21 protein-coding genes are annotated in these 24,711 nt (G+C 62.1%); 13 read left to right on the top strand and 8 right to left on the bottom strand.

Features of this window, described 5'->3' with window-relative positions; genetic code table 11:
• The first annotated feature begins 41 nt into the window (after window positions 1-41).
• Window positions 42-692 (top strand): lytic transglycosylase domain-containing protein, encoded by a 651-nt coding sequence (locus PAF12_RS09930; protein WP_271106773.1) that lies wholly within the window; start codon window positions 42-44, stop codon window positions 690-692.
• A 97-nt stretch (window positions 693-789) separates the two neighbouring features.
• Here the strand turns inward: PAF12_RS09930 and PAF12_RS09925 are convergent, their stop codons facing one another.
• Window positions 790-1,371: a YSC84-related protein gene (locus tag PAF12_RS09925; protein WP_271106772.1), complete on the bottom strand. Its 582-nt coding sequence runs from the start codon at window positions 1,369-1,371 to the stop codon at window positions 790-792.
• Window positions 1,372-1,416: 45 nt separating this feature from the next.
• Entirely contained in the window at window positions 1,417-2,415 is a 999-nt protein-coding gene (gene hemB / locus PAF12_RS09920) for a porphobilinogen synthase (RefSeq protein ID WP_271106771.1), read from the bottom strand.
• A 73-nt stretch (window positions 2,416-2,488) separates the two neighbouring features.
• Here hemB and PAF12_RS09915 point away from each other — a divergent pair, with 73 nt between their 5' ends.
• The 3 genes from PAF12_RS09915 to PAF12_RS09905 all read left to right on the top strand — a co-directional run bounded on the left by PAF12_RS09915 (window position 2,489) and on the right by PAF12_RS09905 (window position 7,011).
• Window positions 2,489-3,061 carry a hypothetical protein gene (locus tag PAF12_RS09915; RefSeq protein WP_271106770.1) on the top strand — a complete coding sequence of 191 codons (573 nt, stop codon included), beginning with the start codon at window positions 2,489-2,491 and terminating at the stop codon, window positions 3,059-3,061.
• Between the two features lie 36 nt (window positions 3,062-3,097).
• Window positions 3,098-6,538, top strand: coding sequence for a transcription-repair coupling factor (gene mfd, locus PAF12_RS09910; RefSeq protein WP_271106769.1), 3,441 nt, complete (start codon window positions 3,098-3,100; stop codon window positions 6,536-6,538).
• 116 nt (window positions 6,539-6,654) lie between these two features.
• Complete coding sequence (locus tag PAF12_RS09905; protein ID WP_271106768.1) at window positions 6,655-7,011, top strand: hypothetical protein; 357 nt, start codon at window positions 6,655-6,657, stop codon at window positions 7,009-7,011.
• A 95-nt stretch (window positions 7,012-7,106) separates the two neighbouring features.
• Here PAF12_RS09905 and clpA read toward each other — a convergent pair whose 3' ends face one another.
• Entirely contained in the window at window positions 7,107-9,434 is a 2,328-nt protein-coding gene (clpA, locus tag PAF12_RS09900) for an ATP-dependent Clp protease ATP-binding subunit ClpA (RefSeq protein WP_271106767.1), read from the bottom strand.
• A 188-nt stretch (window positions 9,435-9,622) separates the two neighbouring features.
• Window positions 9,623-10,366 (bottom strand): hydroxyacylglutathione hydrolase, encoded by a 744-nt coding sequence (gloB, locus tag PAF12_RS09895; protein ID WP_271106766.1) that lies wholly within the window; start codon window positions 10,364-10,366, stop codon window positions 9,623-9,625.
• 62 nt (window positions 10,367-10,428) lie between these two features.
• Here gloB and PAF12_RS09890 point away from each other — a divergent pair, with 62 nt between their 5' ends.
• The 7 genes from PAF12_RS09890 (at window position 10,429) to PAF12_RS09860 (ending at window position 16,906) form a co-directional block, all read left to right on the top strand.
• On the top strand, window positions 10,429-11,232 hold the full coding sequence (locus PAF12_RS09890; protein ID WP_271106765.1) for a methyltransferase domain-containing protein: 804 nt from the start codon (window positions 10,429-10,431) through the stop codon (window positions 11,230-11,232).
• Between the two features lie 323 nt (window positions 11,233-11,555).
• Window positions 11,556-12,122, top strand: a complete 567-nt coding sequence (locus PAF12_RS09885) for a F0F1 ATP synthase subunit delta (RefSeq protein WP_271106764.1) — start codon at window positions 11,556-11,558, stop codon at window positions 12,120-12,122.
• Window positions 12,122-13,657 (top strand): F0F1 ATP synthase subunit alpha, encoded by a 1,536-nt coding sequence (gene atpA / locus PAF12_RS09880; protein WP_271106763.1) that lies wholly within the window; start codon window positions 12,122-12,124, stop codon window positions 13,655-13,657. Before PAF12_RS09885 ends, atpA begins: the two co-directional genes overlap by 1 nt.
• Before the next feature lie 12 nt (window positions 13,658-13,669).
• The gene (locus PAF12_RS09875; RefSeq protein WP_271106762.1) at window positions 13,670-14,554 is read left to right on the top strand and encodes a F0F1 ATP synthase subunit gamma; all 885 of its coding nucleotides are present in this window, start codon (window positions 13,670-13,672) and stop codon (window positions 14,552-14,554) included.
• Between the two features lie 19 nt (window positions 14,555-14,573).
• Complete coding sequence (gene atpD, locus PAF12_RS09870) at window positions 14,574-16,004, top strand: F0F1 ATP synthase subunit beta (RefSeq protein ID WP_271106761.1); 1,431 nt, start codon at window positions 14,574-14,576, stop codon at window positions 16,002-16,004.
• 9 nt (window positions 16,005-16,013) lie between these two features.
• On the top strand, window positions 16,014-16,469 hold the full coding sequence (atpC, locus tag PAF12_RS09865) for an ATP synthase F1 subunit epsilon (protein ID WP_271106760.1): 456 nt from the start codon (window positions 16,014-16,016) through the stop codon (window positions 16,467-16,469).
• A gap of 89 nt (window positions 16,470-16,558) precedes the next feature.
• Window positions 16,559-16,906, top strand: coding sequence for an H-type lectin domain-containing protein (locus PAF12_RS09860; RefSeq protein ID WP_271109684.1), 348 nt, complete (start codon window positions 16,559-16,561; stop codon window positions 16,904-16,906).
• A gap of 8 nt (window positions 16,907-16,914) precedes the next feature.
• Here PAF12_RS09860 and PAF12_RS09855 read toward each other — a convergent pair whose 3' ends face one another.
• Window positions 16,915-17,577, bottom strand: a complete 663-nt coding sequence (locus PAF12_RS09855; protein WP_271106759.1) for an SDR family oxidoreductase — start codon at window positions 17,575-17,577, stop codon at window positions 16,915-16,917.
• Between the two features lie 115 nt (window positions 17,578-17,692).
• Here PAF12_RS09855 and PAF12_RS09850 point away from each other — a divergent pair, with 115 nt between their 5' ends.
• On the top strand, window positions 17,693-18,250 hold the full coding sequence (locus tag PAF12_RS09850) for a biotin transporter BioY (protein WP_271106758.1): 558 nt from the start codon (window positions 17,693-17,695) through the stop codon (window positions 18,248-18,250).
• Window positions 18,251-18,369: 119 nt separating this feature from the next.
• Here PAF12_RS09850 and gltA read toward each other — a convergent pair whose 3' ends face one another.
• Both gltA and gltX read right to left on the bottom strand, forming a co-directional pair.
• Window positions 18,370-19,662, bottom strand: a complete 1,293-nt coding sequence (gene gltA, locus PAF12_RS09845) for a citrate synthase (RefSeq protein ID WP_271106757.1) — start codon at window positions 19,660-19,662, stop codon at window positions 18,370-18,372.
• Between the two features lie 55 nt (window positions 19,663-19,717).
• Window positions 19,718-21,100 carry a glutamate--tRNA ligase gene (gene gltX, locus PAF12_RS09840; protein WP_271106756.1) on the bottom strand — a complete coding sequence of 461 codons (1,383 nt, stop codon included), beginning with the start codon at window positions 21,098-21,100 and terminating at the stop codon, window positions 19,718-19,720.
• 110 nt (window positions 21,101-21,210) lie between these two features.
• On the opposite strand from gltX, the gene PAF12_RS09835 reads away from it, so the two are divergent.
• A complete protein-coding gene (locus PAF12_RS09835) occupies window positions 21,211-23,286 on the top strand; it encodes a ComEC/Rec2 family competence protein (protein ID WP_271106755.1) in 2,076 nt (691 codons plus the stop codon).
• Between the two features lie 36 nt (window positions 23,287-23,322).
• On the opposite strand, the gene PAF12_RS09830 is transcribed toward PAF12_RS09835, so the two are convergent.
• The gene (locus PAF12_RS09830) at window positions 23,323-24,687 is read right to left on the bottom strand and encodes an aminotransferase (RefSeq protein ID WP_271106754.1); all 1,365 of its coding nucleotides are present in this window, start codon (window positions 24,685-24,687) and stop codon (window positions 23,323-23,325) included.
• Window positions 24,688-24,711: the final 24 nt, after the last annotated feature.

Here is a 24,711-nt window from a genome sequence, read left to right as displayed (position 1 = left end):
GCGTATATTCAACGCATAATAAGAACGCACAGGTATGGGACATGATCGTCAAAACGTTGAAAAGCATCGGTTTGTTTGCAAAGATCGGCGTTATAGCAGCCTGCGTCAGCGTGACGGCCCTGCCCGCTTCGGCCGATGGGCTGAACCTCAAGCGTGTCAGTGAAAAGAACCGGCAGGCACAGTTCAACCGCCAGAAGCAGTTGATGGACAGCCGCCTGGCCAGCCAGTACCAGCAATCCAAGCGGCTGCGTCCGACCGGGCGTCAGGTGGTGAACGTCACCACGATCGAGCTGTCCCCGACGGTTTCGACCAAGGCGTATACCGGCAAGCAGTCGGCCTATATCCCCCATGCTCAGGCGATGGCCCGCAAATATGGTATCCCGGAGGCGCTGTTCCTGCGGCTGGTCAATCAGGAATCGCGCTGGAACCCGAATGCCCGCTCGCATAAGGGTGCAATGGGTCTGGCGCAGCTTATGCCCGGCACTGCGGCCAATCTGGGTGTGAACCCGCGTGATCCGATCCAGAACCTCGAAGGCGGCGCGCGTTATCTGCGGATGATGTATAACCAGTTCGGTGACTGGCGTCTTGCGCTCGCCGCATACAATGCCGGGCCGGGTGCGGTGAAGAAATATGGCGGGATCCCGCCCTACCGCGAAACCCGCAACTATGTGCGGATCATCGCAGGCGGCTAAGCGGTTCGCCGTTTCGCTGGTTTACATTCGCTGAACGAATAAGAGGCCGCGTGGCCCCTTTTTGCTGCGATCTTCCGTGGTCGACGTGTGACCTGTGTCAGCGAGTCGCCAGTGCCGAAGGAATGATTCTTGTGTATTTCGTGCCCTCAATGGCCGCACCCGCCATGACCCCGGTCTCGCCGAAGATCATCGCGACGACCGGGTGGTTGCGGGTGACGGTATCGGTGCCGAAGCTCATCCCGTCCGCCGGAACGGCGTAATAGGCCTCCGCGCCCGCGACCCAGCCCGGTGCCGCACGGAAATCTTCGAGCGCCCTGTCGGTCTGGAATACCAGAACATGGGCGAATTGACGCGCCCCGGCCTGAAGCCCGATGGACGCCTTGGCGGCGGAGTAATAATCGACCGTCTTGCCACCTACCTGCAGTGCGCCCTCGCCGTAAGCCCCGCCGACACCGAATGCAGCCTGGGTCAGCACCGGCATGACCAGCACGCCGCGCGAATTTTCAACGATCGGGCGGGCGTTCGGATATTTGCCGTACAGCTCCTGCAAGGTCGCATTGACACGGTTCTCAAGGGTTTGCGTCGCATTGGTTGCCAGCCCGTTATTGCAGGCTGCAACTGCAAAGGCGGCACCGGCAGCAAAAAAGCTGCGACGAGTCAAAACTTTGTGGTTAACCATGCTCAAACCCCCTTATTTTGGGGTATTCTAGCGAGATCAACCGGCTCAGGCCAGAGCTTCGGCGACCTCAGGCGCGAAATAAGTCAGGACGCCGTCGCATCCGGCGCGGCGGAAGGCGAGCAGGCTTTCCATGACGACATCGCGGCTTAACCAGCCATTGCGGATGGCCCCTTCGATCATCGCGTATTCGCCGCTGACCTGATAGGCGAAGGTCGGGGCGCCGAAGCGGTCGCGGACCTCCCGGCAGATATCGAGATAGGGCATGCCGGGTTTGACCATGACCATATCCGCCCCTTCCGCCAGATCGCGGGCGACGCAGCGCAGCGCCTCTTCCCGGTTGGCGGGGTTGACCTGATAGGTTTTCTTGTCGCCGACCAGCCTGCCCGAGGCGCCGACCGCGTCGCGGAACGGCCCGTAAAAGCCGCTGGCGAATTTGGCCGCGTAGGACATGATCGTTACATGCTTGTGTCCGCGCTTCTCCAATGCGGCCCGGAAAGCCGCGATCCGGCCGTCCATCATATCGGAGGGACCGAGGATATCGGCACCGGCCTCTGCCTGCGCTATCGCCATCCGTACGAGGCAATCGACGGTTTCGTCATTGAGGATCTCGCCATTGCGGACCAGCCCGTCATGGCCGTTGATGTTATAGGGATCGAGCGCGATATCCGTCATCACCATCAATTCCGGCACCGTGGCCTTGATGGCGCGGATCGCCTGATTGCTGATATTTTCCGGGTCCCAGGCCCTCTCACAGCCCTCGGTCCGCAATTCCTGCGCCGAATGCGGAAAGACGCAGATCGCCGGAATGCCCAGCTTCGCCGCGCGCTCGGCCGCTGCCTTTACGCCGTCGACCGTGTAGCGCTGCACGCCGGGCAGGGAGGGGATTTCGACATCGGCCCCCGCAACCTCGGTCACGAAAACCGGCCAGATCAGATTGGCGGCGGAGACGTGATTCTCCGTCACCATGTCACGCAGGGCCTTGGTCCGGCGCAGGCGGCGCAGGCGCGTGGTCGGGAAGGGCGGGAGGATTGGGTTTGCAGACATGGGCTTTCGGCTTTTCCTTGTTCCATCCCTGTTCTAAGGTCGGCGCCGCGCGACGACAAGCAGGCAGGGCATCGTGTTCCTCTCTCAGCTATTTTCAATCCTGGACGCCAGATCCTTTTCCTCGCCCTGGTTCTGGCTGGTGCTGTTCGCCGTCTGGACCCTGTCCGGACGCGGCGTGCTGGGGGTGCCGAATGATGTGCTGGGCGATGCCGGACGTGCGCTCCGCCGCGAACCTGCAGAGGCGGAGCCGGAAGAGGCTGTTCTGCTGCTCAACTGGCTATCGCTGCAATTGCCCCGCTGGCAGATCGGGCGGACAGGCGGCGCAGTTCTGACCGCCGCGATCTGTTTCGGGCTGAGCGCGCTGCTGCTGCTGGGGTTTCGCTACGGGCTGGAAATGGCGCAGGCACTGACCCTGCTGGCGCTGCCTGTCGCATTGCTGTTTGTCCTTCGTGTCCGTCTGGCGCAGAAGCTGCGTCCGGTGCTGACTGCGGCAGAGCGGGGTGCGCCCGTGCGCGATGCGGCGGCGGCGGCGATAAAGCGGATCAACACTTACCGCATCCTCCATACGCTGATCAGTGTGCTGGCGGTCATGGTAACCACACTCTACGCATCTTTCTGGATGTTGCTGCATCCCAACGGGCTGTGATCTTGACCACGGCTGAAACCCGTTTATCTGGTCCGCATGGCTGAAAATATCACCCTTTCCGGCGCGCCTTCGGGCTATGATGCCGCACTTCTTGCGCGCGAGGCCGAGCGTGGCCCCGTCATCCATATCGCCCGCGACGACCGCCGGGCGGAGGCGATGCGTGAGGGGCTGCGGTTCTTCGCGCCCGATCTGACCGTGCTCGACTTTCCCGCATGGGATACGACGCCTTACGACCGCGTCTCGCCCGCGTCGGAGGTGATGGCCGCGCGGATGGCGACGCTGGCCATGCTGGCGCATAAGGCGGTGCCGGGTCGCTTCGTGGTGCTGACCACGCTGAACGCCGCGCTGCAACGCGTGCCCCCGCGCGAGACCGTGAGGACGGCGAGCTTTACCGCCCGTGTCGGTGACCGGATCGATGAGGCGGGCTTGCGCGGCTGGCTGGCGCGGATGGGTTTCGCGCAGGCCCCGACCGTGACCGAGCCGGGCGATTATGCCATTCGCGGCGGCATCATCGACATCTACCCGCCCGGACCCTCCGGCCCGATCCGTCTGGACCTGTTCGGTGATGTGCTGGACAGCGCCCGGCGCTTCGATCCCGAGACGCAGCGAAGTGCGGGAAAGCTCGACCGGCTGGAACTGGTCCCGATGTCCGAGGTCATCCTCGACGACGACGCCATCACCCGTTTCCGCACCACCTATCGCGCCGAATATGGCGGCGGCGCGAATGACCCGCTGTATGAGGCCGTCAGCGCTGGTCGCAAACTGGCGGGTGTCGAGCATTGGTTGCCGTGGTTCCATGCGCGTCTGGACAGCGTTTTCGACTATCTCCCCGATGCCTCGGTGATGCTGGATGACCGGCTGGATCAGGTGCGCGAAGCAAGATGGGAGATGATCCGGGAACAATATAACGCACGCCGCGAGGCTGCGGGCCGCCGCGTGGGTGAAACCGTCTATCGCCCGGTCGCGCCCGAGGCGATGTTTGCGGGCGGCGACGAATGGTCCCGCTGGTTGTCGGACCGCCGTGTCCTGCGGCTGTCGGTGAATGCCGCCCCGCCCGGTCCCGGTGTCCTGAATGCGGGCGGCAAGGTCGGGCGCAATTTTGCGCCGGAACGGCAGGCGGAACAGCTCGACCTTTTCGGCGCGCTCGCGGCGCATCTGCGCGATCTGCGCAAGACCCATCGTGTCGTCATCGCCAGCTTTTCGGACGGCGCGCGCGAACGCCTGCGGGGCCTGATTGCGGATGAAGGGGTTGAAGGGTTCAAGGATATCTCCCGCCTCTCCGATCTGCCGGAGCAGCCCGGTGCGCTCGGGCTGACGGTCTGGCCGCTGGAGGAGGGGTTTACCGCCGATGGCAGCGCACTCGGCAAGATCGCCGTCATCTCCGAACAGGATGTGCTGGGCGACCGGCTGATCCGGGGCGCGCGGAAGCGGCGGCGGGCGGAGAATTTCCTGAAAGACACCACGACCCTGACGCCGGGAGATCTGGTGGTGCATGTCGAACACGGCATCGGGCGCTACAAGGGGCTGGAGACCATTACCGCCGGCGGCGTGCCGCATGATTGCGTGGCGCTTGAATATGCGGGCGGGGACAGGCTGTTCCTGCCGGTCGAGAATATCGAACTGCTCAGCCGTTACGGCCATGAAGAGGGGTTGCTGGACAAGCTCGGCGGCGGGGCGTGGCAGGCGCGCAAGGCGCGGCTGAAGGAACGCATCCGCCTGATCGCGGACCGGCTGATGCGGGTCGCGGCGGAACGGCTGCTGCGTACGGCCCCGGTGCTGGAGCCTGAGCATCACGATTGGGAGGCATTCTCGGCCCGCTTCCCCTATACCGAGACCGACGACCAGATGGGGGCCATTGACGATGTGATGGCCGATCTGGCGACGGGCCGCCCGATGGACCGGCTGATCGTGGGCGATGTCGGCTTCGGCAAGACGGAGGTGGCGATGCGCGCCGCCTTCATCGCGGCATCGCAGGGCAAGCAAGTCGCGGTGATCGCGCCGACCACCTTGCTCGCCCGCCAGCACGCCCGCAGCTTTGCCGAGCGGTTCCGTGGCACGGCGCTGAATGTCCGCGCGCTGTCGCGATTCGTGTCCGCCAAAGAGGCGGCGGCGACGCGGGCAGGGCTGGCCGATGGCAGCGTCGATATCGTCGTCGGCACCCATGCGGTGCTCGCCAAGGCGGTCAAGTTTCGCGATCTTGGCCTGCTGGTCATTGATGAGGAGCAGCATTTCGGTGTCAGCCACAAGGAACGGCTGAAGGAACTGCGCAGCGACGTGCATGTGCTGACCATGACCGCCACGCCGATCCCGCGTACGCTGCAACTCTCGCTCTCGGGCGTGCGCGATCTGTCGATTATCGGGACGCCGCCGGTGGACCGTCTGGCAATCCGCACCTATGTCAGCGAGTTCGACAGCGTCACCATCCGCGAGGCCTTGCTGCGGGAGAAATATCGCGGCGGGCAGAGTTTCTTTGTCGTCCCCCGCATCGCCGATCTGCCGGAGATCGAGGACTGGCTGCGCGAGCATGTGCCGGAAATCAGCTTCGTCGTGGCGCATGGCCAGATGGCAGCGGGCGATCTGGATCAGCGGATGAACGCGTTTTATGACGGGCAATATGACGTGCTGCTGGCGACGACCATCGTGGAAAGCGGGCTCGATATTCCGACCGCGAACACGATGATCGTCTGGCGGGCGGATATTTACGGCCTTGCCCAGCTTTACCAGATCAGGGGCCGCGTGGGCCGCTCGCGCACCCGAGCTTATTGCTACCTGACCACGAAACCGCGTGCGCCGCTGACGCTGCAGGCGGAACGGCGGCTGAAATTCCTCGGCAATATCGACGGGCTGGGGGCCGGGTTCAACCTCGCCTCTCAGGACCTGGACCTGCGCGGCGCGGGCAATCTGCTGGGGGAGGAGCAGTCGGGCCATATCAAGGAAGTCGGGTTCGAGCTTTATCAGGCGATGCTGGAAGAAACGATTGCCAAGCTGAAATCCGGCGAGCTGGAGGGCACGCCCGAGGATGAATGGGCGCCGCAGCTTAACCTTGGCGTCCCGGTGACGATCCCGGAAAGCTATATCGCCGATCTGGATGTGCGATTGGGGCTTTATCGGCGTCTGTCCGATATTTCTACGAAGGTTGAGATGGAGGGGTTTGCGGCGGAATTGCACGACCGTTTCGGCCCTGTCCCGCGCGAGGTGAACATGTTGATGAACGTCATCCGCATCAAGGCGATGGCGAAACGCGCCAATATCGCCAAGCTGGATGCCGGGCCGAAGGGGGCTACGGTCCAGTTCCACAATGACAAATTCCCCAACCCCGCCGGGCTGGTCGAATTCCTGACCGATCAGCGCGATCTGGCCAAGGTCAGCGACAACAAGATCGTCATTCGCCGCGACTGGAAAGGCGATGGCGACCGGATCAAGGGGGCTTACGCCATTGCCCGCGATCTGGCGGCAAAGGCGAAGGTAAAAACGTGATCCGACTTTTCCAACAGCCGAAAAGGATCTCTATTTAACCATTTGAACTTTAAAATTTTTCAGCGTTATTATATCGCGTTAACCGTAATGGCGCGATCTGCTCGAAAGGTTTTGTAATGATCAGACTGGTTTTCGCGGTAACGTTCATGCTGGCGGGGTGTGCCTCTCAGGTAATGCAGGGTTACATCGGCAAGGACGTTACTGAAGTGATGATGGATTATGGTCGGCCGTCAGGGGCGATTGATCTACCTGACGGACGTCGTGCATTCATCTGGCAAAAAACAGAAAGCATGATGATGCCAGCCACGACCAATTATAGCGGGTATGAAACTGGTGGCTATATAACGGGGATGGCGACAACCACCGGGGGAATATCCGAGTGGGAATGTGTATACACATTCATTGGTCAGAAAAACGGTGCAGGCAGCTACACCATCGTCGATTTTCGCAAGCCAAAACTTGAATGTGAATAGAGATGCCGTGCTGTCCGGCTGACACAGTACTTATCATTCTCAATTAGGCAGAATTGCAGGGAGCTTGGATTTTGGCCCAAGCTCCCTTCATGTCTTCAGTCAGCCGTCAGCAGCGGCGTATTGTTCTTGCCGCCGATACGCGGCGCGTCGGGACCGGAGATTTCAAAGACTGGCTTGTCGTCCTCGATCCGCACTTTGACCACGCCGCCTTTTTGCAGGCGTCCGAACAGCAGTTCCTCCGCCAGCGGCTTCTTGATCGATTCCTGAATCACCCGGCCAAGCGGTCGCGCGCCCATCTTGTCGTCATAACCCCGCTCCGCCAGCCAGTTCGCGGCGGCAGGGGTCAGTTCGATATGGACATTGCGGTCCATCAGTTGCGCCTCCAGCTGGAGCACGAATTTCTCGACCACCTGCACGATCACCTCGCGTGAGAGCGGCGCGAAGCTGATGATGGCGTCCAGACGGTTGCGGAATTCCGGCGTGAAGGTCTTTTCAATCGCTTCCGTATCCTCGCCCTCGCGGCGGTCGCGACCGAAGCCGATGGCGGCCTTGGCCAGATCGGCAGCGCCCGCGTTCGAGGTCATGATCAGCACGACATTGCGGAAATCGACCGCACGGCCATTATGGTCGGTCAGCTTGCCGTGATCCATGACCTGCAGCAGGATGTTGAAGACATCGGGATGGGCTTTCTCGATCTCGTCCAGCAGCAGCACGCAATGCGGATGCTGGTCGACACCATCGGTCAGAAGTCCGCCCTGATCGAAGCCGACATAGCCCGGAGGCGCGCCGATCAGACGGCTGACGGCATGTTTCTCCATATATTCGGACATGTCGAAACGCAGCAGTTCCACGCCCAGCGTGTCGGCAAGCTGCTTGGCGACCTCGGTCTTGCCGACGCCGGTCGGACCCGCGAACAGGTAATTGCCGATCGGTTTTTCCGGCTCACGCAGGCCCGCACGCGACAGCTTGATTGCAGAGGACAGCGCGTCGATGGCGGCGTCCTGCCCGAACACGACGCGTTTCAGCGTGGTGTCGAGATCGCGCAGCACCTCGGCATCGTCCTTGCTGACTTTCTTCGGCGGGATTCGGGCGATCTTGGCGACCACGGCCTCAATCTCCTTCGCGGAGATGGTCTTGCGGCGCTTCGATTCCGCCACCAGATGCTGCGCCGCCCCGGCCTCGTCAATCACGTCGATGGCGCTGTCGGGCAGCTTGCGGTCGTTGATATAGCGGCTGGCCAGTTCGACCGCCGTCTTGATCGCGTCATTGGTGTAGCGCAGCTCGTGATGCGATTCGAAATGCGGTTTCAGACCCATGAGGATCTTGATGGAGTCCGGCACCGAGGGCTCGTTCACGTCGATTTTCTGGAACCGGCGGGACAGCGCGCGGTCCTTCTCGAAATGCTGACGGAATTCCTTGTAGGTGGTGGAACCCATGCAGCGCAGCTTGCCGCCCGCCAGTGCGGGTTTCAGCAGGTTGGAGGCATCCATTGCCCCGCCCGAGGTCGCACCGGCACCGATCACCGTGTGAATCTCGTCGATGAACAGGATCGCGTCTTCGTGGTTTTCCAGCTCCTTGACGACGGCTTTCAGCCGCTCCTCGAAATCGCCGCGATAGCGGGTGCCGGCCAGCAGCGCGCCCATGTCGAGCGAATAGATCGTGGCCCCGGACAGCACATCGGGGGTCTGGCCCTCGACGATCTTTTTGGCGAGACCTTCGGCGATGGCGGTCTTGCCGACGCCGGGATCGCCCACCAGAAGCGGGTTGTTCTTGCGGCGGCGGCACAGCACCTGAATGCAGCGCTCCACCTCGTCATCGCGACCGATCAGCGGATCGACATCGCCGCCAATCGCTTTCGCGTTCAGATCGACGCAGTATTTTTCAAGCGCCGTTTCCTCTTTCTGGTTCTGCGACTGCTGCTGCGCCTCCTCCTCCTGATTCTGGTCGGAGCCGGTAACCGGACGCGCCTCGCTGAATTCGGGGTTCTTGGCGACGCCGTGGGCGATGAAGTTCACCGCATCGTAGCGTGTCATATCCAGTTCTTGCAGGAAATAAGCGGCGTGGGATTCGCGCTCTGCAAAAATGGCGACCAGAACATTCGCGCCGGTCACTTCCGCGCGACCCGATGACTGCACATGGATCGCCGCGCGCTGAATCACCCGCTGGAATGCGGCGGTCGGGACGGCCTCGGACCCCTCGACATCGGTCACGAGCGTCGAAAGATCGTCTTCGATGAAATCGGTCAGGTTCTGGCGCAGCTCCGCCAGATCGACATTACACGCCCGCATGACACGGACGGCGTCGGGTTCATCGGTCAGGGCGAGCAGCAGATGTTCCAGTGTCGCCAGTTCATGCCGATGTTCATTGGCAAGCGCCAAAGCGCCATGAATGGCCTGCTCCAGAGATGTCGAAAATGAAGGCACGTGCTTCTCCTGTCAGTCTGTCCGGCGGTTTGGACATGAATGCCCACCTGCACAGACTGTCATCATAACTATAAGGATTGGTGGATTTCGCCGCGTTTCAAGTCAAAACTGCCTGATGACGCCGAAATCTTCCGCTGTTGCTGACAATTTGGGCTTCTGTGTTGATGGTTTCAAGGTCCGTTGGCGGATCAGAAATGGTCTTTCATGCTGCGAAGTTTCGCGAAGGCATCGGCGGGCGTGTCCGCGCCGAGCGAGGCTGCAAGTGCCGCGGCGCGCAGGAATGGGTTGGTTGCGCGTTCCTCATCCAGCGTGGCCGGCGCACAGGGGCGTTCGGCGCTTGCGGTCGCCTCGATTCGCTGGCGCAGCGCGTCGTTGCGGTCGTCGACAGACAGGGCAAAGGCACCGTTTCCGGCGCAATAATCATGGCCGGAACAGATCAGCGTATTGCCCGGCAGTTCGTTCAGCCGCATCAGACTGTCCCACATCATGGCCGGATCTCCCTCAAACAGCCGCCCGCAGCCGAGCGCCATCAGGCTGTCGCCGGTGAACGCCGCTTCGGCCTGCGCGACATGAAAGGCGATATGCCCGACCGTGTGGCCCGATACGTCGATGACTTCGGCGTCCAGCCCGGCGGCCTCGCAGATGTCGCCCGGGGAGACCGAGATGTCGAGCGGGGGCAGGCGATGCGCATCAGCCTTTGCCCCGGTCACCTTTGCGCCGGTCTTTGCAACCAGCTCCGCCACGCCTGCGATATGATCGTTGTGATGATGGGTCAGCAGGATCTGGTCGAGTTCCCAGCCCCGTTCCGCCAGTGCCTCCAGAATCGGGGCTGCTTCGGGTGCGTCAAACAAAGCGGTCCGATCATGCGCGCGCAGAAGATAGGCGTAATTATCTGTGCGACAGCGAATTGTGACGATCTCGGCATGGGACATTGCAACCTCCGGTCATTTGCGGGCAGTGTGGCCTGTGAGAGTATTCGCTGCAAGCCGGGCCCATGCATCACGACGTTATCGCCCTGCGACGTTTCTACTATAACCGCTCCCTCGGTCGGGTGGCGCAGAGGATCCTGCGTGACCGGCTGATTGCGACATGGCCGCCGGGGAAGGCGACGGGAATGAATGTGGTCGGATATGGTTTCGCCGTGCCGATGCTGCGGCCATACCTCGCCCACGCCCGCAGGGTGATCGGGCTGATGCCGGGGCCGCAAGGGGTGATGGCATGGCCCGCAGGGGCCGCCAATCACAGCGTGCTTTGCGATGAAACGGCATGGCCGGTCGATACCGGCAGTGTCGACAGGCTAGTGCTTCTTCATGGGTTGGAGGCATCCGATCACCCATCTGCCTTGCTGGCAGAGGCGTGGCGCGCGCTTGGTCCCGGGGGGCGGATGCTGGTCATGGTGCCGAACCGGGCGGGGCTTTGGGCGCGAACGGATGACACGCCGTTCGGATTTGGCCGCAGCTATACCGCGGGTCAGCTTGAACGGCAGGCGGAGGAGGCGGGCTTCGTCACGGAACGCTCCGGGGCTGCGATTTACATTCCGCCCTCCGATCGGCGCTTCTGGCTGCGCAGCGCGATGTGGTGGGAAAAGATCGGCATGCGGATTTCGTCCGTGCTGGTTGCTGGCGTGACATGGGCGGAATTTTCCAAACAGGCCCACGCACCTGTCGAACCGGGCTCGCGTGTCAGCGTGCCAAGCCCGCTTGATGTGCTGGAGGGAATCGCACGGCCCCGGCCCGCGCGTGGCCCGACGCCGGAACGGGCGCGCGAAGGGTTGCGAAGAAATATATTAACCGACTGACGAAATCGCCCGACAAATCGGTTTTTTGTCGCGCCGCGTCGTGACGCATCGGAAAGAGTTGCCGCGCCTGCAAAATAAACGGATTCACATGGCTGCGGGCGTGAAACCCTGTCGCCGATTGCTGTGCTGCAGCGTCAAACACCGAACTCCGGATCAAAAACACTGTGAAACCCTGCTTCAAGGCGGTTGCGGGTGCGGAAAACAATTGCTAGAGACCACCCCGAGATAACGGGCCGGTGATCGTCGGCCCCAGGACCCGCACGCCCCGCGACCGACCGCCCTTCATGGCGGCCTGCCAGCGGGGCTACGCGCTAACCGGAAGGATGACCGTGGCAAACTCCGCTTCGATTTCCGCCTCGATCGCCGGGCGCTATGCGCAGGCATTGTTCGACATCGTCAAGGAATCGGGGGGGGTCGACCAGCTTGCGTCGCAAATCGACGATCTCGGTGCCGCACTGGACGAAAGCGATGCTCTGCGCGATCTGATTGCCTCGCCGATCTACAGCCGTGATCAGCAGGGCAAGGGCATCGCCGCCCTTGCCGAGAAGATGGGCCTTTCGGGTCCGCTGGCGAATACGCTGAAACTGATGGCGCAGAACCGCCGTCTGTTCACCTTGCCGCAATTCGTCGGCCAGCTTCGCGCGCTGATCGCTGACGAACGGGGTGAGGTGACGGCGGATGTGGTGTCCGCAACCGAACTGAGCGACGAACAGAAAAAGCGTCTGACCGACACGCTGGCCGAGAAATCGGGCAAGACGGTTAAACTCAATGCACGCGTCGATGACAGCCTTATCGGCGGCATGATTGTCAAGCTGGGCTCGCAGATGATCGACAGTTCGATCAAATCCAAGCTCGCTTCCCTTCAGAATGCTATGAAAGAGGTCGGATAATGGGAATCCAGGCTGCCGAAATTTCGGCGATCCTCAAGGATCAGATCAAGAACTTCGGTCAGGATGCCGAAGTGGCCGAAGTGGGCCAGGTGCTGTCGGTCGGTGACGGGATTGCCCGCGTCTACGGTCTCGACAAGGTGCAGGCCGGCGAGATGGTCGAATTCCCCGGCGGTATCCGCGGGATGGTGCTGAACCTCGAAACCGACAACGTCGGTGTGGTTATCTTCGGTGACGACCGCGACATCAAGGAAGGCGACACCGTCAAGCGCACGAACTCCATCGTGGAAGTGCCGACCGGCAAGGGCCTGCTGGGTCGCGTCGTGGACGCGCTTGGCAATCCGATTGACGGCAAGGGCCCGATCGACAATCCGACGATGGCCGTGGCCGACGTCAAAGCGCCGGGCATCATGCCGCGGAAATCGGTGCATGAGCCGATGGCGACCGGGCTGAAAGCCATCGACGCCATGATCCCGGTTGGCCGTGGCCAGCGGGAACTGATCATCGGCGACCGTCAGACCGGCAAGACCGCCGTGGCTCTGGACGCGATGCTGAACCAGAAGAACTATAATGGCCGCGAGGCGGATGGCGTGAAAACGCTGCACTGCATTTATGTCGCCGTCGGTCAGAAGCGTTCGACCGTGGCCCAGCTGGTGCAGAAGCTGGAAGAGACCGGCGCGATGGAATACTCCATCGTTGTCGCCGCGACCGCGTCTGACCCGGCACCGATGCAGTATCTCGCCCCGTACTCCGCCACCGCTATGGGCGAGTATTTCCGCGACAATGGCATGGACGCGCTGATCATCTATGACGATCTGTCCAAACAGGCCGTCGCCTATCGTCAGATGTCGCTGCTGCTGCGCCGTCCGCCGGGACGTGAAGCCTATCCGGGTGACGTTTTCTATCTGCACTCCCGCCTGCTGGAGCGTTCGGCGAAGCTGAACGAGAACTATGGCGGCGGCTCGCTGACCGCGCTGCCGATCATCGAAACTCAGGCGGGTGACGTGTCGGCCTATATCCCGACCAACGTGATCTCGATCACCGACGGCCAGATCTTCCTCGAAACCGATCTGTTCTTCCAGGGTATCCGCCCGGCCGTGAACACTGGTCTGTCGGTGTCGCGTGTGGGTTCGTCGGCCCAGACCAAGGCGATGAAATCGGTCGCCGGTCCGGTCAAGCTGGAACTGGCGCAGTATCGCGAAATGGCGGCCTTCGCGCAGTTCGGCTCCGACCTCGATGCCGCGACTCAGAAGCTGCTGAACCGCGGCGCGCGCCTGACGGAGCTGATGAAGCAGCCGCAATACCAGCCGCTGACGAACGCCGAGATCGTGATCGTCATCTATGCCGGTACGCACGGCTATGTTGACGACATCCCGGTTGGCGACGTCGTGGCCTGGGAGCAGGGTCTGATCCAGTATCTGCGCAACCAGAAGGCCGATCTTCTGGACGATATCACCACCAATGACCGCAAGGTCGCCGGTGATCTGGAAGACGCGATCAAGGCTGCTCTGGACGCTTACAACAACACCCGCGCCTGAGAGGAGGGATAGATGCCCAGCCTCAAGGATCTCAAAAACCGGATCAACAGCGTCAAGTCGACGCGGAAGATCACCAAGGCGATGCAGATGGTCGCCGCAGCCAAGCTGCGGCGCGCCGAGGAGGCCGCGCAGGCCGCACGCCCCTATGCCGACCGCATGAACGCGGTCGTGGCGGGGCTGGCGGAGAAGGCGGCGAATTCCGACAGCGCACCCCGGCTTCTGGCCGGAACCGGCGATGACAAGCGTCATCTGCTGGTCGTGCTGACTTCGGAACGCGGGCTTGCAGGGGGCTTCAACTCCTCCATCGTCAAGCTGGCCCGGCTGCATGCCGACAAGCTGCGCGGACAGGGGAAAGAGGTTTCCATCCTGACCGTCGGCAAGAAGGGCCGCGAGCAGCTCAAGCGCGAATACAGCAAGCTGTTCGTGAACCATGTCGATATGTCCGAGGTGAAGAAGCTGGGCTATGAACACGCCCGCAACATCGCCGACGACGTGCTGGAACGCTTCGAGACCGGCGATTTCGACGTGGCGACGCTGTTCTATAACCGCTTTGAATCGGTGATCAGCCAGGTTCCGACCTCGCGCCAGATCATCCCCGCCGTGATCGAGGAAAGCGAAGACAGCGCCGCTGACGCCGTCTCCGCCGAATATGATTACGAGCCGGGCGAAGAGGTGATCCTCGCCGATCTTCTGCCGCGCGCTGTCGCTACGCAAATCTTCACCGCGCTGCTGGAAAACGCCGCGTCCGAACAGGGCGCACGGATGAGCGCGATGGATAACGCAACGCGCAACGCCGGCGAAATGATCGACAAGCTGACGACCGAATATAACCGCTCACGTCAGGCGGCGATCACCAGCGAACTCATTGAAATTATCTCGGGCGCAGAGGCGCTCTGACCGCAAAGGGGTAAAACACATGGCAGAGGCCAAAGGAAAAGGTAAGATCACGCAGGTCATCGGCGCCGTTGTGGACGTGCAGTTCGATGAACATCTGCCGGCGATCCTGAACGCGCTTGAGACCGAGAATAACGGCAAGCGTCTGGTGCTGGAAGTGGCGCAGCATCTGGGCGAAAACACCGTCCGGACCATTGCAATGGACGCGACCGAAGGTCTGGTCCGCGGCACCCCGGTCTCGGATACCGGCGCGCCGATCCAGGTGCCGGTCGGCGATGTGACGCTGGGCCGCATCCTGAACGTCGTGGGTGAACCCGTGGACGAAGGCGAGGCGCTGAATGTCGGCGAAACCCGCGCCATCCACCAGCCCGCCCCGGACTTCGCCTCGCAGGCGACCTCGTCGGAAATCCTTGTCACCGGCATCAAGGTTATCGACCTGCTGGCCCCTTACGCCAAGGGCGGTAAGATCGGCCTGTTCGGCGGTGCCGGTGTGGGCAAGACGGTTCTGATCATGGAACTGATCAACAACATCGCGAAAGTGCACTCGGGTTACTCGGTGTTCGCCGGTGTTGGCGAGCGGACGCGTGAGGGCAACGACCTTTATCACGAAATGGTCGAATCCGGCGTTATCAAACCCGACAATCTGGCGGAATCGCAGGTGGCTCTGGTTTACGGCCAGATGAACGAGCCTCCGGGTGCGCGGATGCGGGTTGCGCTGACCGGCCTGACCCTGGCCGAGCAGTTCCGCGACGCGACCGGCACCGACGTTCTGTTCTTCGTCGACAACATCTTCCGCTTCACGCAGGCGGGGTCCGAGGTGTCGGCACTTCTGGGCCGTATCCCCTCTGCCGTGGGCTACCAGCCGACGCTGGCCACTGACATGGGCCAGATGCAGGAACGCATCACCTCGACGAAAGCCGGTTCGATCACCTCGATCCAGGCCGTCTACGTTCCGGCCGACGACCTTACCGACCCGGCACCGGCCACAACCTTCGCCCACCTCGACGCAACCACGGTTCTGTCGCGCGCGATTTCGGAGCTGGGTATCTACCCGGCCGTGGACCCGCTCGACTCGACCAGCCGTATCCTCGATCCGGGTGTTGTCGGTGAGGAGCATTATCAGGTTGCCCGCGACGTTCAGGGTATCCTGCAGAAATACAAGTCGCTGCAGGACATCATCGCCATTCTCGGCATGGACGAACTGTCGGAAGAGGACAAGCTGACCGTGGCCCGTGCCCGGAAGATCCAGCGTTTCCTTTCGCAGCCCTTCGACGTCGCCAAGGTCTTCACCGGCTCGGACGGTGTGCAGGTGCCGCTGGAAGACACGATCTCCTCCTTCAAGGCGGTTGTGGCCGGTGAATACGACCACCTGCCGGAATCGGCCTTCTACATGGTCGGCGGCATCGAGGATGTGAAAGCCAAGGCCCAGAAACTCGCCTCGGAAGCGGCGTAAGGGGGGATCATGGCTGACACCATGCAGTTCGACCTTGTCGCGCCGGAACGGAACCTGCTGTCCGTTCCCGTGCGTGAGGTCCGCCTGCCAGGCGAGGATGGCGATCTGACGGCGATGCCGGGCCATGCGCCCGCCATCGTCAACCTGCGCCCCGGTCTGGTCACGGTGATCGACGACAAAGGCACGGAATCGGAATTCGCGATCTCGGGCGGCTTTGCCGAAATCAACGGCGAATCCGTCTCGCTTCTGGCCGAAATCGGTCGCAAGCGCGAAGATATGGATCAGGACGCTTTCGACGAAATGATGCGTGCTGCCCTGCGGAAGAAGAAAGCGGCGGAGCAGCGGGAAGAGCAGCAAGGTGCGGCGGCAGGTGTTGTCGCTGCGGCCGCGAAGCTGCTTGCCGACATGGAAGCATTGGGCGCCCATATCGGGCTCGATCCGAACTCGGCGAATTTCCCTGACTGATTGATCTGATCCGTCTTTTCGGCTAATGGCTCCGAGGGTTTCTTCGGGGCCATTTTTTTCTCGCTTTTTAAGCGACAGCGAGGGTGCGCATGTATCTTGTGAGTCCGCATTCGGTCGGTATTCTGAACGGCGAAGTCCTGCTGTTCTCGCATTTTGAGAACGGCGGTGAAATGTGGTCCGGGCGGGGCGAGCGCGAGAAGCGCGTGGAAGTCCGGTTTAAGGACGCGTTTCGGTCGCCGCCGGTTGTCACGGTCGGGCTATCGATGTGGGATATCGATACAAAAGCCAATCAACGTCTTGATATCAGGGCGGATGAGGTGAACCGCGAAGGTTTCACCATCGTGTTCCGGACATGGGGTGATACGCAGATCGCGCGTGCGCGGGCGCAGTGGATGGCGATCGGCGCGGTAGACCACGTTGATGGGTGGGAAACCTGACGCCTCAGTTAGTCTTGCAACCCGGCGATGATCTTTTCGGCCTCTGCCTCGCAGCTTGACAGCGGATCGCGGTTTTCCCCGGGAAAGAAGCGGGCGCGTGTTGCCGTCGGCATCGGTGCAGGCTGCGGCATTATAACGCGCGGGCCGAGCCGTTCCGATTCCGCCTGCCAGCTCCGGGCCAGCGCCATCTGCGCGGCTTTGCTTGCACCATAAGCGGCGAAGAATTTCTCTCCGGCGCGTGGATCATCCGGGATTATGGCGGTGCCGCTGCGCGCCTGTAACAGCGGTTCGACAAGACCGATCAGGTTTTGCGTTGCCGTGACATTGATCGCGAGCGACTTTGCCAGATCCTTGCCATCGACATGGCCGGCAGGGGTCAGCGGCGCGGCGAAGATCGCGCAATGCGCCCACAGGTCAAGCCCGCCCCAGCGTTCCGCAATCGCTTTCACCAGTTGCATCATGGCTTGCGGTTCCGTGACATCCATCGGCGCGAGTGTCGGAGCTTGCCCTCCTGCGGCCCGGATGCGGTCGTCCAGTTCTTCCAATGCGCCTGTGGTTCGGGCGACAGCAATGATATGGTATTCGCGCTTTGCCAGAGCCTGAGCCAGGGCTGTGCCCAGCCCACGCGATGCGCCCGTCACCAGTGCCAGTTTTTGACTGCTTTTGTTCATGCCGATTGCTTTTGCATAGCGGCCAAGGGACTGCAAGCACTGCCGGGAAGATTGACTTTCATACTGGAACGGTCAAAATCGTGCGAATGTGAATATCCAAGCAGAGGACATATAGATGACACTTTCGCAAGCTGCGCTTCCGGGCCGCTCACTGACCAGAAACGTGATGCTCGTTTTGGCGGGTACGATGCTTCTGGCGCTGTCGGCACAGGCTTCGGTGCCCATGTTCCCTGTTCCGATGACGTTGCAAACCCTTGCCATTTCCCTGATCGGGCTGACCTATGGCTCGCGTCTGGCGGCGGTCACGCTGATCGCTTATCTGGCCGAAGGTGCTGTCGGGCTTCCGGTCTTCTCGAATGGCGGCGGCGGACTGCCCTACATGATGGGGCCGACCACTGGCTTCCTGATCGGCTTTGTCGGCATGGCCTGGCTGACCGGCTGGCTGGTTGAGCGTGGCTTTGATCGGGGCTTCGGCAAGCTGTTCCTCGCTGCGTTCATTCCGGCGCTTCTGCTGTTCGTCCCGGGCGTGCTGGGTCTGAAACTCGTCACCGGCATGGGCTGGCAAGCTGCAGTCATGGCGGGCGCCGTCCCGTTCCTGATCGGTGCTGTCGTGAAAGCCGTGATTGCCGCGATGGCGGTCAAAGGTGGCTGGGCGCTGTTCAACCGCCGCTGATCGAGCCATAGGGCGAAAATAGCGCGCCGCCCCTTTGGGCGGCGCTTTTCATTTCCAGAATACAAAAGAAAACGGCCCCGGAATACCGGGGCCGTTTCTTTGTTGCTGATACCCGCCGTTCAGCGTTTTTCGACCGGGATATAGTCGCGTTTGCCCTCGCCGACATAAAGCTGACGCGGACGGCCGATCTTGGCCTGCGGGTCCGACAGCATCTCCTTCCACTGCGAAATCCAGCCGACGGTGCGCGACAGCGCGAAGATCGGGGTGAACATCGAGGTCGGGAAGCCCATAGCCTCCAGAATGATGCCGGAGTAGAAGTCCACGTTCGGATAGAGCTTCTTCTCGACGAAATATTCGTCCTCAAGGGCGATCCGCTCAAGCTCCTTGGCGACTTTCAGCGTCTCGTTATCCTCAACGCCGAGCAGTTCCAGAACCTCGTCAGCCGATTCCTTCATCACCTTCGCACGCGGATCGAAATTCTTGTAGACGCGGTGACCGAAGCCCATCAGGCGGAACGGATCGTCCTTGTCCTTGGCGCGGGCGATATATTCCGGGATGCGGTCGACGCTGCCAATTTCGCGCAGCATTTCCAGACAGGCCTGGTTGGCGCCGCCATGCGCAGGCCCCCACAGGCAGGCAATCCCTGCCGCGATGCAGGCAAACGGGTTCGCGCCCGAGGAACCGGCGAGGCGTACGGTGGAGGTCGAAGCGTTCTGCTCGTGATCGGCGTGAAGCGTGAAGATCCGGTCCATGGCGCGCGCGAGCGCCGGATCGACCTTATATTCCTCTGCCGGGACGGCGAAACACATATGCAGGAAGTTCGACGCGTAATCGAGATCGTTGCGCGGATACACGAAGGGCTGCCCGATGGAATATTTATACGCCATCGCAGCAATCGTGGGCAGCTTCGCGATCAGCCGGATGGAGGCGACTTCGCGCTGCCACGGGTCACCGATATCGGTCGAATCGTGGTAGAAGGCCGACATTGCGCCGACAACGCCGACCATTGTCGCCATCGGGTGCGCATCGCGGCGGAACCCGCGGAAGAAATTGTGCATCTGCTCATGAACCATCGTGTGACGGGTCACGCGACGCTCGAAATCATCAAGCTGCTCCTTGCTCGGCAGTTCGCCGTAAAGCAGCAGGTAGCAGACTTCCAGATAGTGAGAGCCGTCCGCGAGTTGTTCGATCGGATAGCCGCGATACCAAAGCTCGCCCTTGTCGCCGTCGATAAAGGTGATGGCGGAATCGCAGGATGCGGTAGAGGTGAAGCCCGGGTCATAGGTGAAAACGTCGCCCTGACCGTAAAGTTTTCGAATGTCGACGCATTCCGGGCCAGCCGTCGGTGTCAGTACGGGAAGCTCAATTTCCTTGCCGTAGACAGACAGGACCGCAGGTTTAGTGTCAGCCATTTCCGGTTTCCTTCGCTTGGGCCGACGCGATGAGGCGTCGGGGATGGGAACGGGCTCAGCCCGCCTGATCTTGCAGTCGCGCAAGGGCCTCGTCGCGGCCAAGCGCAAGCATCATATCGAACACGCTGGGGGTAGAGGTTTTCCCAGCCAGGGCAGCCCGCAACGGTGCCGCGACCTTTCCGAGGCCCAGCCCGTGAGTCTCTGCAACTGTCTTCGCAGCCTGCTCCAACTCTTCTCGGGACCACGTAGCATGCTGCAGTGCGGCAGTCAATTCCGACAGCATACCAATGGATACCGGATCGAGGTTTTTTGCCGCCTTTTCATCCGGTTCGATGGGGCGGTCGATGAGGGCGAAATGGGCCTGTTCCAGAAGGCCGGGCAGGTTTTTTGCCTTTTCTTTCAACGCAGGAAGGATCGGTGTGATGCGGGCGAGCTGCGTTTCCGTCAGCGGCGGCTCGTTGTTGGCGGCGCGGAAGGCGGCGATTTCTTTCAACAACGTCGCGTCATCCATCTGGCCGATATGCCAGCCGGAGACGTGGTCGAGTTTCTTGAAATCCAGCCGGGCCGGGGCGCGTCCGATACCGTCCAGATCGAACCACGCGCGCGCTTGGGCATCGTCAAACAGCTCATCATCGCCATGCGCCCAGCCAAGGCGTGCCAGATAATTGCGCATCGCGGCTGCGGGGTAACCCATAGCGGCATATTCATGCAGCCCGACCGCGCCGTGACGCTTCGACAGTTTCTTGCCATCCGTGCCGTGAATCAGCGGGATATGGGCGAAAACCGGGCGATCCCAGCCCATTGCGTCATAGACCTGTGCCTGACGCGCGGCGTTCGTCAGGTGGTCGTCACCGCGAATGATATGGGTCACGCCCATATCGTGATCGTCCACAACGACGGCATGCATATAGGTCGGTGTACCGTCGCTGCGCAGCAGGACCATATCGTCGAGTTGATCATTGCGCACGGTAACATCGCCCTGCACGGCATCGGCAATCACCGTCTCGCCTTCACGCGGAGCCCGCAGCCGGATGGCGAAAGGGGCATCGGGCTGATCGGCCTTGTCGCGCCAGGGCGACTGGAAGGGTCGGTTCGGATGCGCCTCGCGCCACGCGGCGATCTCGTCCGGGGTGGCATAGCAGCGATAGGCATGGCCGTTTTCCAGCATTTCGCGCGCGACCTCGGCGTGACGCTCGGCACGGGCGAACTGGCTGATCGGTTCCCCGTCCCAGTCCAGCCCCAGCCAACGCAGCCCGTCCAGAATCGCTTCGGTGGCTTCCGGGGTCGAGCGGGCGCGATCCGTATCCTCGATCCGCAGCAGGAATTTCCCGCCCCGTCCGCGCGCATAGAGCCAGTTGAACAGGGCGGTGCGCGCGCCGCCGATATGCAGATATCCGGTCGGAGAGGGCGCAAAGCGGGTAACGACGGCGTCGGTCATGGCGGGCCTTTCAATGGAACAAGGGTCGCGGCAGGGGCGCTAACCCTTTCGCAAGGGAAATGGGTTTACGGTTGGCGCAGGGATAACGAAGGGGCTGCGAAAGAACAAGAATGGCGACCGTCAGCAAGCGTGGCGGCCTTGTGGAACATGCCGGGTTGATGCCCTGGGCTCCGGTCTGGATGTCGCTCGGAATCGGGCTCTGGTTCGCGTTGCCGGTGCAGCCGGGGCTGCTGTCGAACGCCTTGGCGGCAATACCCGCGATCATGGGCGGATCGCTATGGTTTTTCCGTAAGCCGGTCGCCGCTGAGCGGGCGAGGCTTCTTGGCTTCGCGCTCCTGTTTCTGTCTGCGGGTTTTCTGCTGACCAGCATGCGCGCGGGCTATGTCGATGGTCCGGTGCTGAGGTTTCGCTATTACGGCCCGATAGAGGGGCGCGTGATCAAGATTGACCGTTCCGCCCGCGACCGGATCAGGATCACGCTCGACCAACCCCGGCTGACCCGCATCCCCCCGGAGCGGATACCGCGCAAGCTGCGGGTGTCCTTGCCTGCGGGTGTGACCGCCAAGCCGCCGCCGGGAACGCGGGTTATGCTGACCGGCCATCTTGGCCCGCCACCCGGACCGGCGGAGCCGGGCGGGTTCGATTTCCGCCGTGCGGCGTGGTTTCAGGGACTTGGCGCGATTGGTTACGCACGTACGCCGGTTTTGATTGTCGAACCGGCGCAGGACGGCGGGGCAATGCGCCTGCATCGGCTGCGGATGAGCATTTCGGCGGAGATCCAGCGGCGCATCGGCGGACAGGCGGGCGCAGTGGCCGCCGCGCTGATGACGGGGGATCGCAGCGGCATTGCCGAGGCGACGAACCGGATGATGCGGGACGCCAATCTCTATCACATCATTTCAATTTCCGGGCTGCATATGGGCATGTTGGCCGGGTTCGTGTTTGCCGCCTTGCGAATCGTGATCGTCGGGTTTCAGGCGATAACGCGCCGGGCTTTGACGCTGCCAGCACATCGGCTGGCGGCGTTCGGGGCGATCCTGGCGGCGGCTGCCTATCTTTGGCTATCCGGCGGCGGCGTGGCGACTGAACGTGCTTTTCTGATGGTGACGGTGATGCTCGGCGCGGTCATTTGCGGGCGGCGTGCATTGTCATTGCGCACGGTCGCGCTGGCGGCGACGATCATTCTCGCACTCGCGCCGGAGGCATTGCTGACGCCGGGCTTCCAGATGAGCTTTGCTGCAACGGTTGCCCTGATCCTGATCTACCCGCCGTGGCAAAGATGGGGCAGGGTGCTGCCGTGGTTTCTGCGGCCAGTCCTGATGCTGCTTGTGACCTCGCTGGTGGCAGGTGCAGCGACCGCGCCGATAGCGGCGGCGCATTTCAGCCGTCTGGCGCATTACGGCGTTCTGGCCAATCTGTTGGTTATTCCGGTGACGGGAACGCTGATCATGCCGATGGGTGCGGTTGCGGCGGTTCTGGCACCGGTCGGACTGGCAGATCCGGCACTGTTGGTCATGAGGCTTGGTACGCAGTGGATGCTGCTGGTCGGTGAATGGGTCGCGTCGCTGGATGGCGCGGTCAGCAATGTCGTGCAGCCGGGCCGCTGGGTTCTGCCCCTGATCGGCTTCGGCGCCGTCGTTTCCGTGTTGAGCCGCAAGGATCGGCCGGCATGGCGAAACCTGCGCTGGCTCCCGGGCATGGCGCTTATCGGGTTCGGTTTTCTGTCCTGGCAGCAGGCATTGCGGCCCGCGCTGCTGATCTCCCGTGAGGGGGATGCCGTCGGTCTTGTGACGGAGCAGGGCAGAGCGGTCTCCAAGCCGAAAGGCGGCGCATTTGCCGTGCAGAAATGGCTGGAGAAGGATGGTGACAGCGCCTCTCAGGTGGAGGCCGCGTCCCGAACGGCATGGCACGGACCCGCGAAGCAGCGGGCTGCGTCATTCGGTGAGGCTCAGGTGATCCATCTGACCGGGAAGGGGGCGGAGATGGCAGCGCGTGAACTCTGCCGGCCCGCTCACATCATTGTTTCAAACCAGCCGCTTCCGCCTCTGCAAGGCGGGTGCGAGGTTTTCGATGCCACCCGACTGCGCCGCAGCGGGGCCATTTCCTTGCGTTTCGACAATGGCCTGCTGCGTGTGGACAGCGTCGCGCAGCGGACGGGCAGGAGGCCGTGGGCGCATGACCGCTGATGTCATGCTGCAACCGATGCGCCCCGGCCCGAACTGCTATGCGACTTCGGCGAACACCTTGTTGAGTGCCTTTTCCAGCTTCTCGAACATCTCGTCCATCTGATTTTCGGTCAGAATGAAGGGCGGGCAGAGGACAATGGACTGACCCAGCGGGCGGCAGATCAACCCCATATCGGTGCAGGTATTGGCGATGCGCTCGGACACCGACAGATCGCCCGCGAACGGGGTTTTCGTCGCCGGGTCCAGACAGGCCTCCAGCGCCCACATATAGCCCACGCCGCGCAGCTCTCCGATATGGTCGGAGCGGTTCATGATATCGCGCAGACCTGCCTCCATCCGCGGGGCAAGGCGTTTGACGTTGTCGGCCAGCCCTTCATTCATCACCACGTCGATGGCTTTCAGCGCAATGGCGGAGCCGACCGGATGGCCGGACGCAGTGAAGCCATGGGGAAATTCCTCGATTGCCTCGACGGCGGCATCCAGCCGGTCGGTGAGGTCCGGCCCGAGGATCACAGCACCCATCGGGAACATTCCCGCCGTGAGGTTCTTGGACGAGATGATCGCATCAGGCACGAAATCATAGGTCTGGCTGCCCCAGGTGTTGCCGGTGCGCCCGAAGCCGCAGATTACCTCGTCCGCGATCAGCGGGATCCTGTGTTTCTTCAGGATCGGCTGGATGGCCTGGAAATAGCCCTTCGACGGCGGGATCACCCCGCCCGCGCCGATCACAGGTTCGGCGAAGAACCCGGCGATGCTGTCGGCACCTTCGCGCGCAATCACCTCTTCCAGCTCCTTTGCCAGCCGGGCCGTGAACTGCTCCTCGGTCTCGCCCGCTTCGCCGAAACGCCAGTAATGCGGGCTGCCGAGATGGATGAATCCGTCCAGCGGCAGGCCGAACACCTCATTATAAGGTTTCCCGGTCATCGAGGCCGAAACCGCCGTCACCCCGTGATAGGCATTCCAGCGGGTCAGGATCTTGCGCTTCTGCGGCTTGTCCTCGGCACCGCCAAGGAACCACAGCATTTTCACCATCGTATCATTGGCTTCTGAGCCGGAGTTCGTGTAGAACACCTTGCCCCGATCAAAGGGGGAAACCTCGACCAGCTTTTCTGAAAGCATTACGGTCTGATCCGACATGCGCCCGAAAAACGCGTGATAGCCGGGGAAGCGGTCATATTGCGCCTTCGCGGCCTTGATCAGCCCTTTATGGTCGAAACCGGCGACCATGTTCCACAGCCCGGAATTGGCGTCGAGATACTGCTTGCCGTTGGTGTCGAAGATATACGGCCCCTCGCCGTGGGTGACGACGACCGTGCCGCGTTGATGAACGCTCGGCAGGTCGGTGAAGCCGTAGAAGCTGAATTCCTCGGCGCGTTGTTCCCAGCTTTGCGGTTGGGCCATGATAGACTCCTGCATCTGAATTTC

Origin of the sequence: Paracoccus sp. SCSIO 75233 (assembly GCF_027912675.1) — a bacterium.
Taxonomy (GTDB): Bacteria; Pseudomonadota; Alphaproteobacteria; order Rhodobacterales; family Rhodobacteraceae; genus Paracoccus.
This window is presented reverse-complemented; position numbering and strand designations above follow the sequence as displayed.

What these genes read in the sequence shown, in the direction of transcription:
- PAF12_RS09930 (WP_271106773.1), top strand. Translation starts at nt 42, where the DNA reads ATGATCGTCAAAACGTTGAAAAGCATCGGTTTGTTTGCAAAGATCGGC.
- PAF12_RS09925 (WP_271106772.1), bottom strand. Translation starts at nt 1,371, where the DNA reads ATGGTTAACCACAAAGTTTTGACTCGTCGCAGCTTTTTTGCTGCCGGT.
- hemB (WP_271106771.1), bottom strand. Translation starts at nt 2,415, where the DNA reads ATGTCTGCAAACCCAATCCTCCCGCCCTTCCCGACCACGCGCCTGCGC.
- mfd (WP_271106769.1), top strand. Translation starts at nt 3,098, where the DNA reads ATGGCTGAAAATATCACCCTTTCCGGCGCGCCTTCGGGCTATGATGCC.
- PAF12_RS09905 (WP_271106768.1), top strand. Translation starts at nt 6,655, where the DNA reads ATGATCAGACTGGTTTTCGCGGTAACGTTCATGCTGGCGGGGTGTGCC.
- gloB (WP_271106766.1), bottom strand. Translation starts at nt 10,366, where the DNA reads ATGTCCCATGCCGAGATCGTCACAATTCGCTGTCGCACAGATAATTAC.
- PAF12_RS09890 (WP_271106765.1), top strand. Translation starts at nt 10,429, where the DNA reads ATGCATCACGACGTTATCGCCCTGCGACGTTTCTACTATAACCGCTCC.
- PAF12_RS09885 (WP_271106764.1), top strand. Translation starts at nt 11,556, where the DNA reads ATGACCGTGGCAAACTCCGCTTCGATTTCCGCCTCGATCGCCGGGCGC.
- atpA (WP_271106763.1), top strand. Translation starts at nt 12,122, where the DNA reads ATGGGAATCCAGGCTGCCGAAATTTCGGCGATCCTCAAGGATCAGATC.
- PAF12_RS09875 (WP_271106762.1), top strand. Translation starts at nt 13,670, where the DNA reads ATGCCCAGCCTCAAGGATCTCAAAAACCGGATCAACAGCGTCAAGTCG.
- atpD (WP_271106761.1), top strand. Translation starts at nt 14,574, where the DNA reads ATGGCAGAGGCCAAAGGAAAAGGTAAGATCACGCAGGTCATCGGCGCC.
- atpC (WP_271106760.1), top strand. Translation starts at nt 16,014, where the DNA reads ATGGCTGACACCATGCAGTTCGACCTTGTCGCGCCGGAACGGAACCTG.
- PAF12_RS09860 (WP_271109684.1), top strand. Translation starts at nt 16,559, where the DNA reads ATGTATCTTGTGAGTCCGCATTCGGTCGGTATTCTGAACGGCGAAGTC.
- PAF12_RS09855 (WP_271106759.1), bottom strand. Translation starts at nt 17,577, where the DNA reads ATGAACAAAAGCAGTCAAAAACTGGCACTGGTGACGGGCGCATCGCGT.
- PAF12_RS09850 (WP_271106758.1), top strand. Translation starts at nt 17,693, where the DNA reads ATGACACTTTCGCAAGCTGCGCTTCCGGGCCGCTCACTGACCAGAAAC.
- gltA (WP_271106757.1), bottom strand. Translation starts at nt 19,662, where the DNA reads ATGGCTGACACTAAACCTGCGGTCCTGTCTGTCTACGGCAAGGAAATT.
- gltX (WP_271106756.1), bottom strand. Translation starts at nt 21,100, where the DNA reads ATGACCGACGCCGTCGTTACCCGCTTTGCGCCCTCTCCGACCGGATAT.
- PAF12_RS09835 (WP_271106755.1), top strand. Translation starts at nt 21,211, where the DNA reads ATGGCGACCGTCAGCAAGCGTGGCGGCCTTGTGGAACATGCCGGGTTG.
- PAF12_RS09830 (WP_271106754.1), bottom strand. Translation starts at nt 24,687, where the DNA reads ATGGCCCAACCGCAAAGCTGGGAACAACGCGCCGAGGAATTCAGCTTC.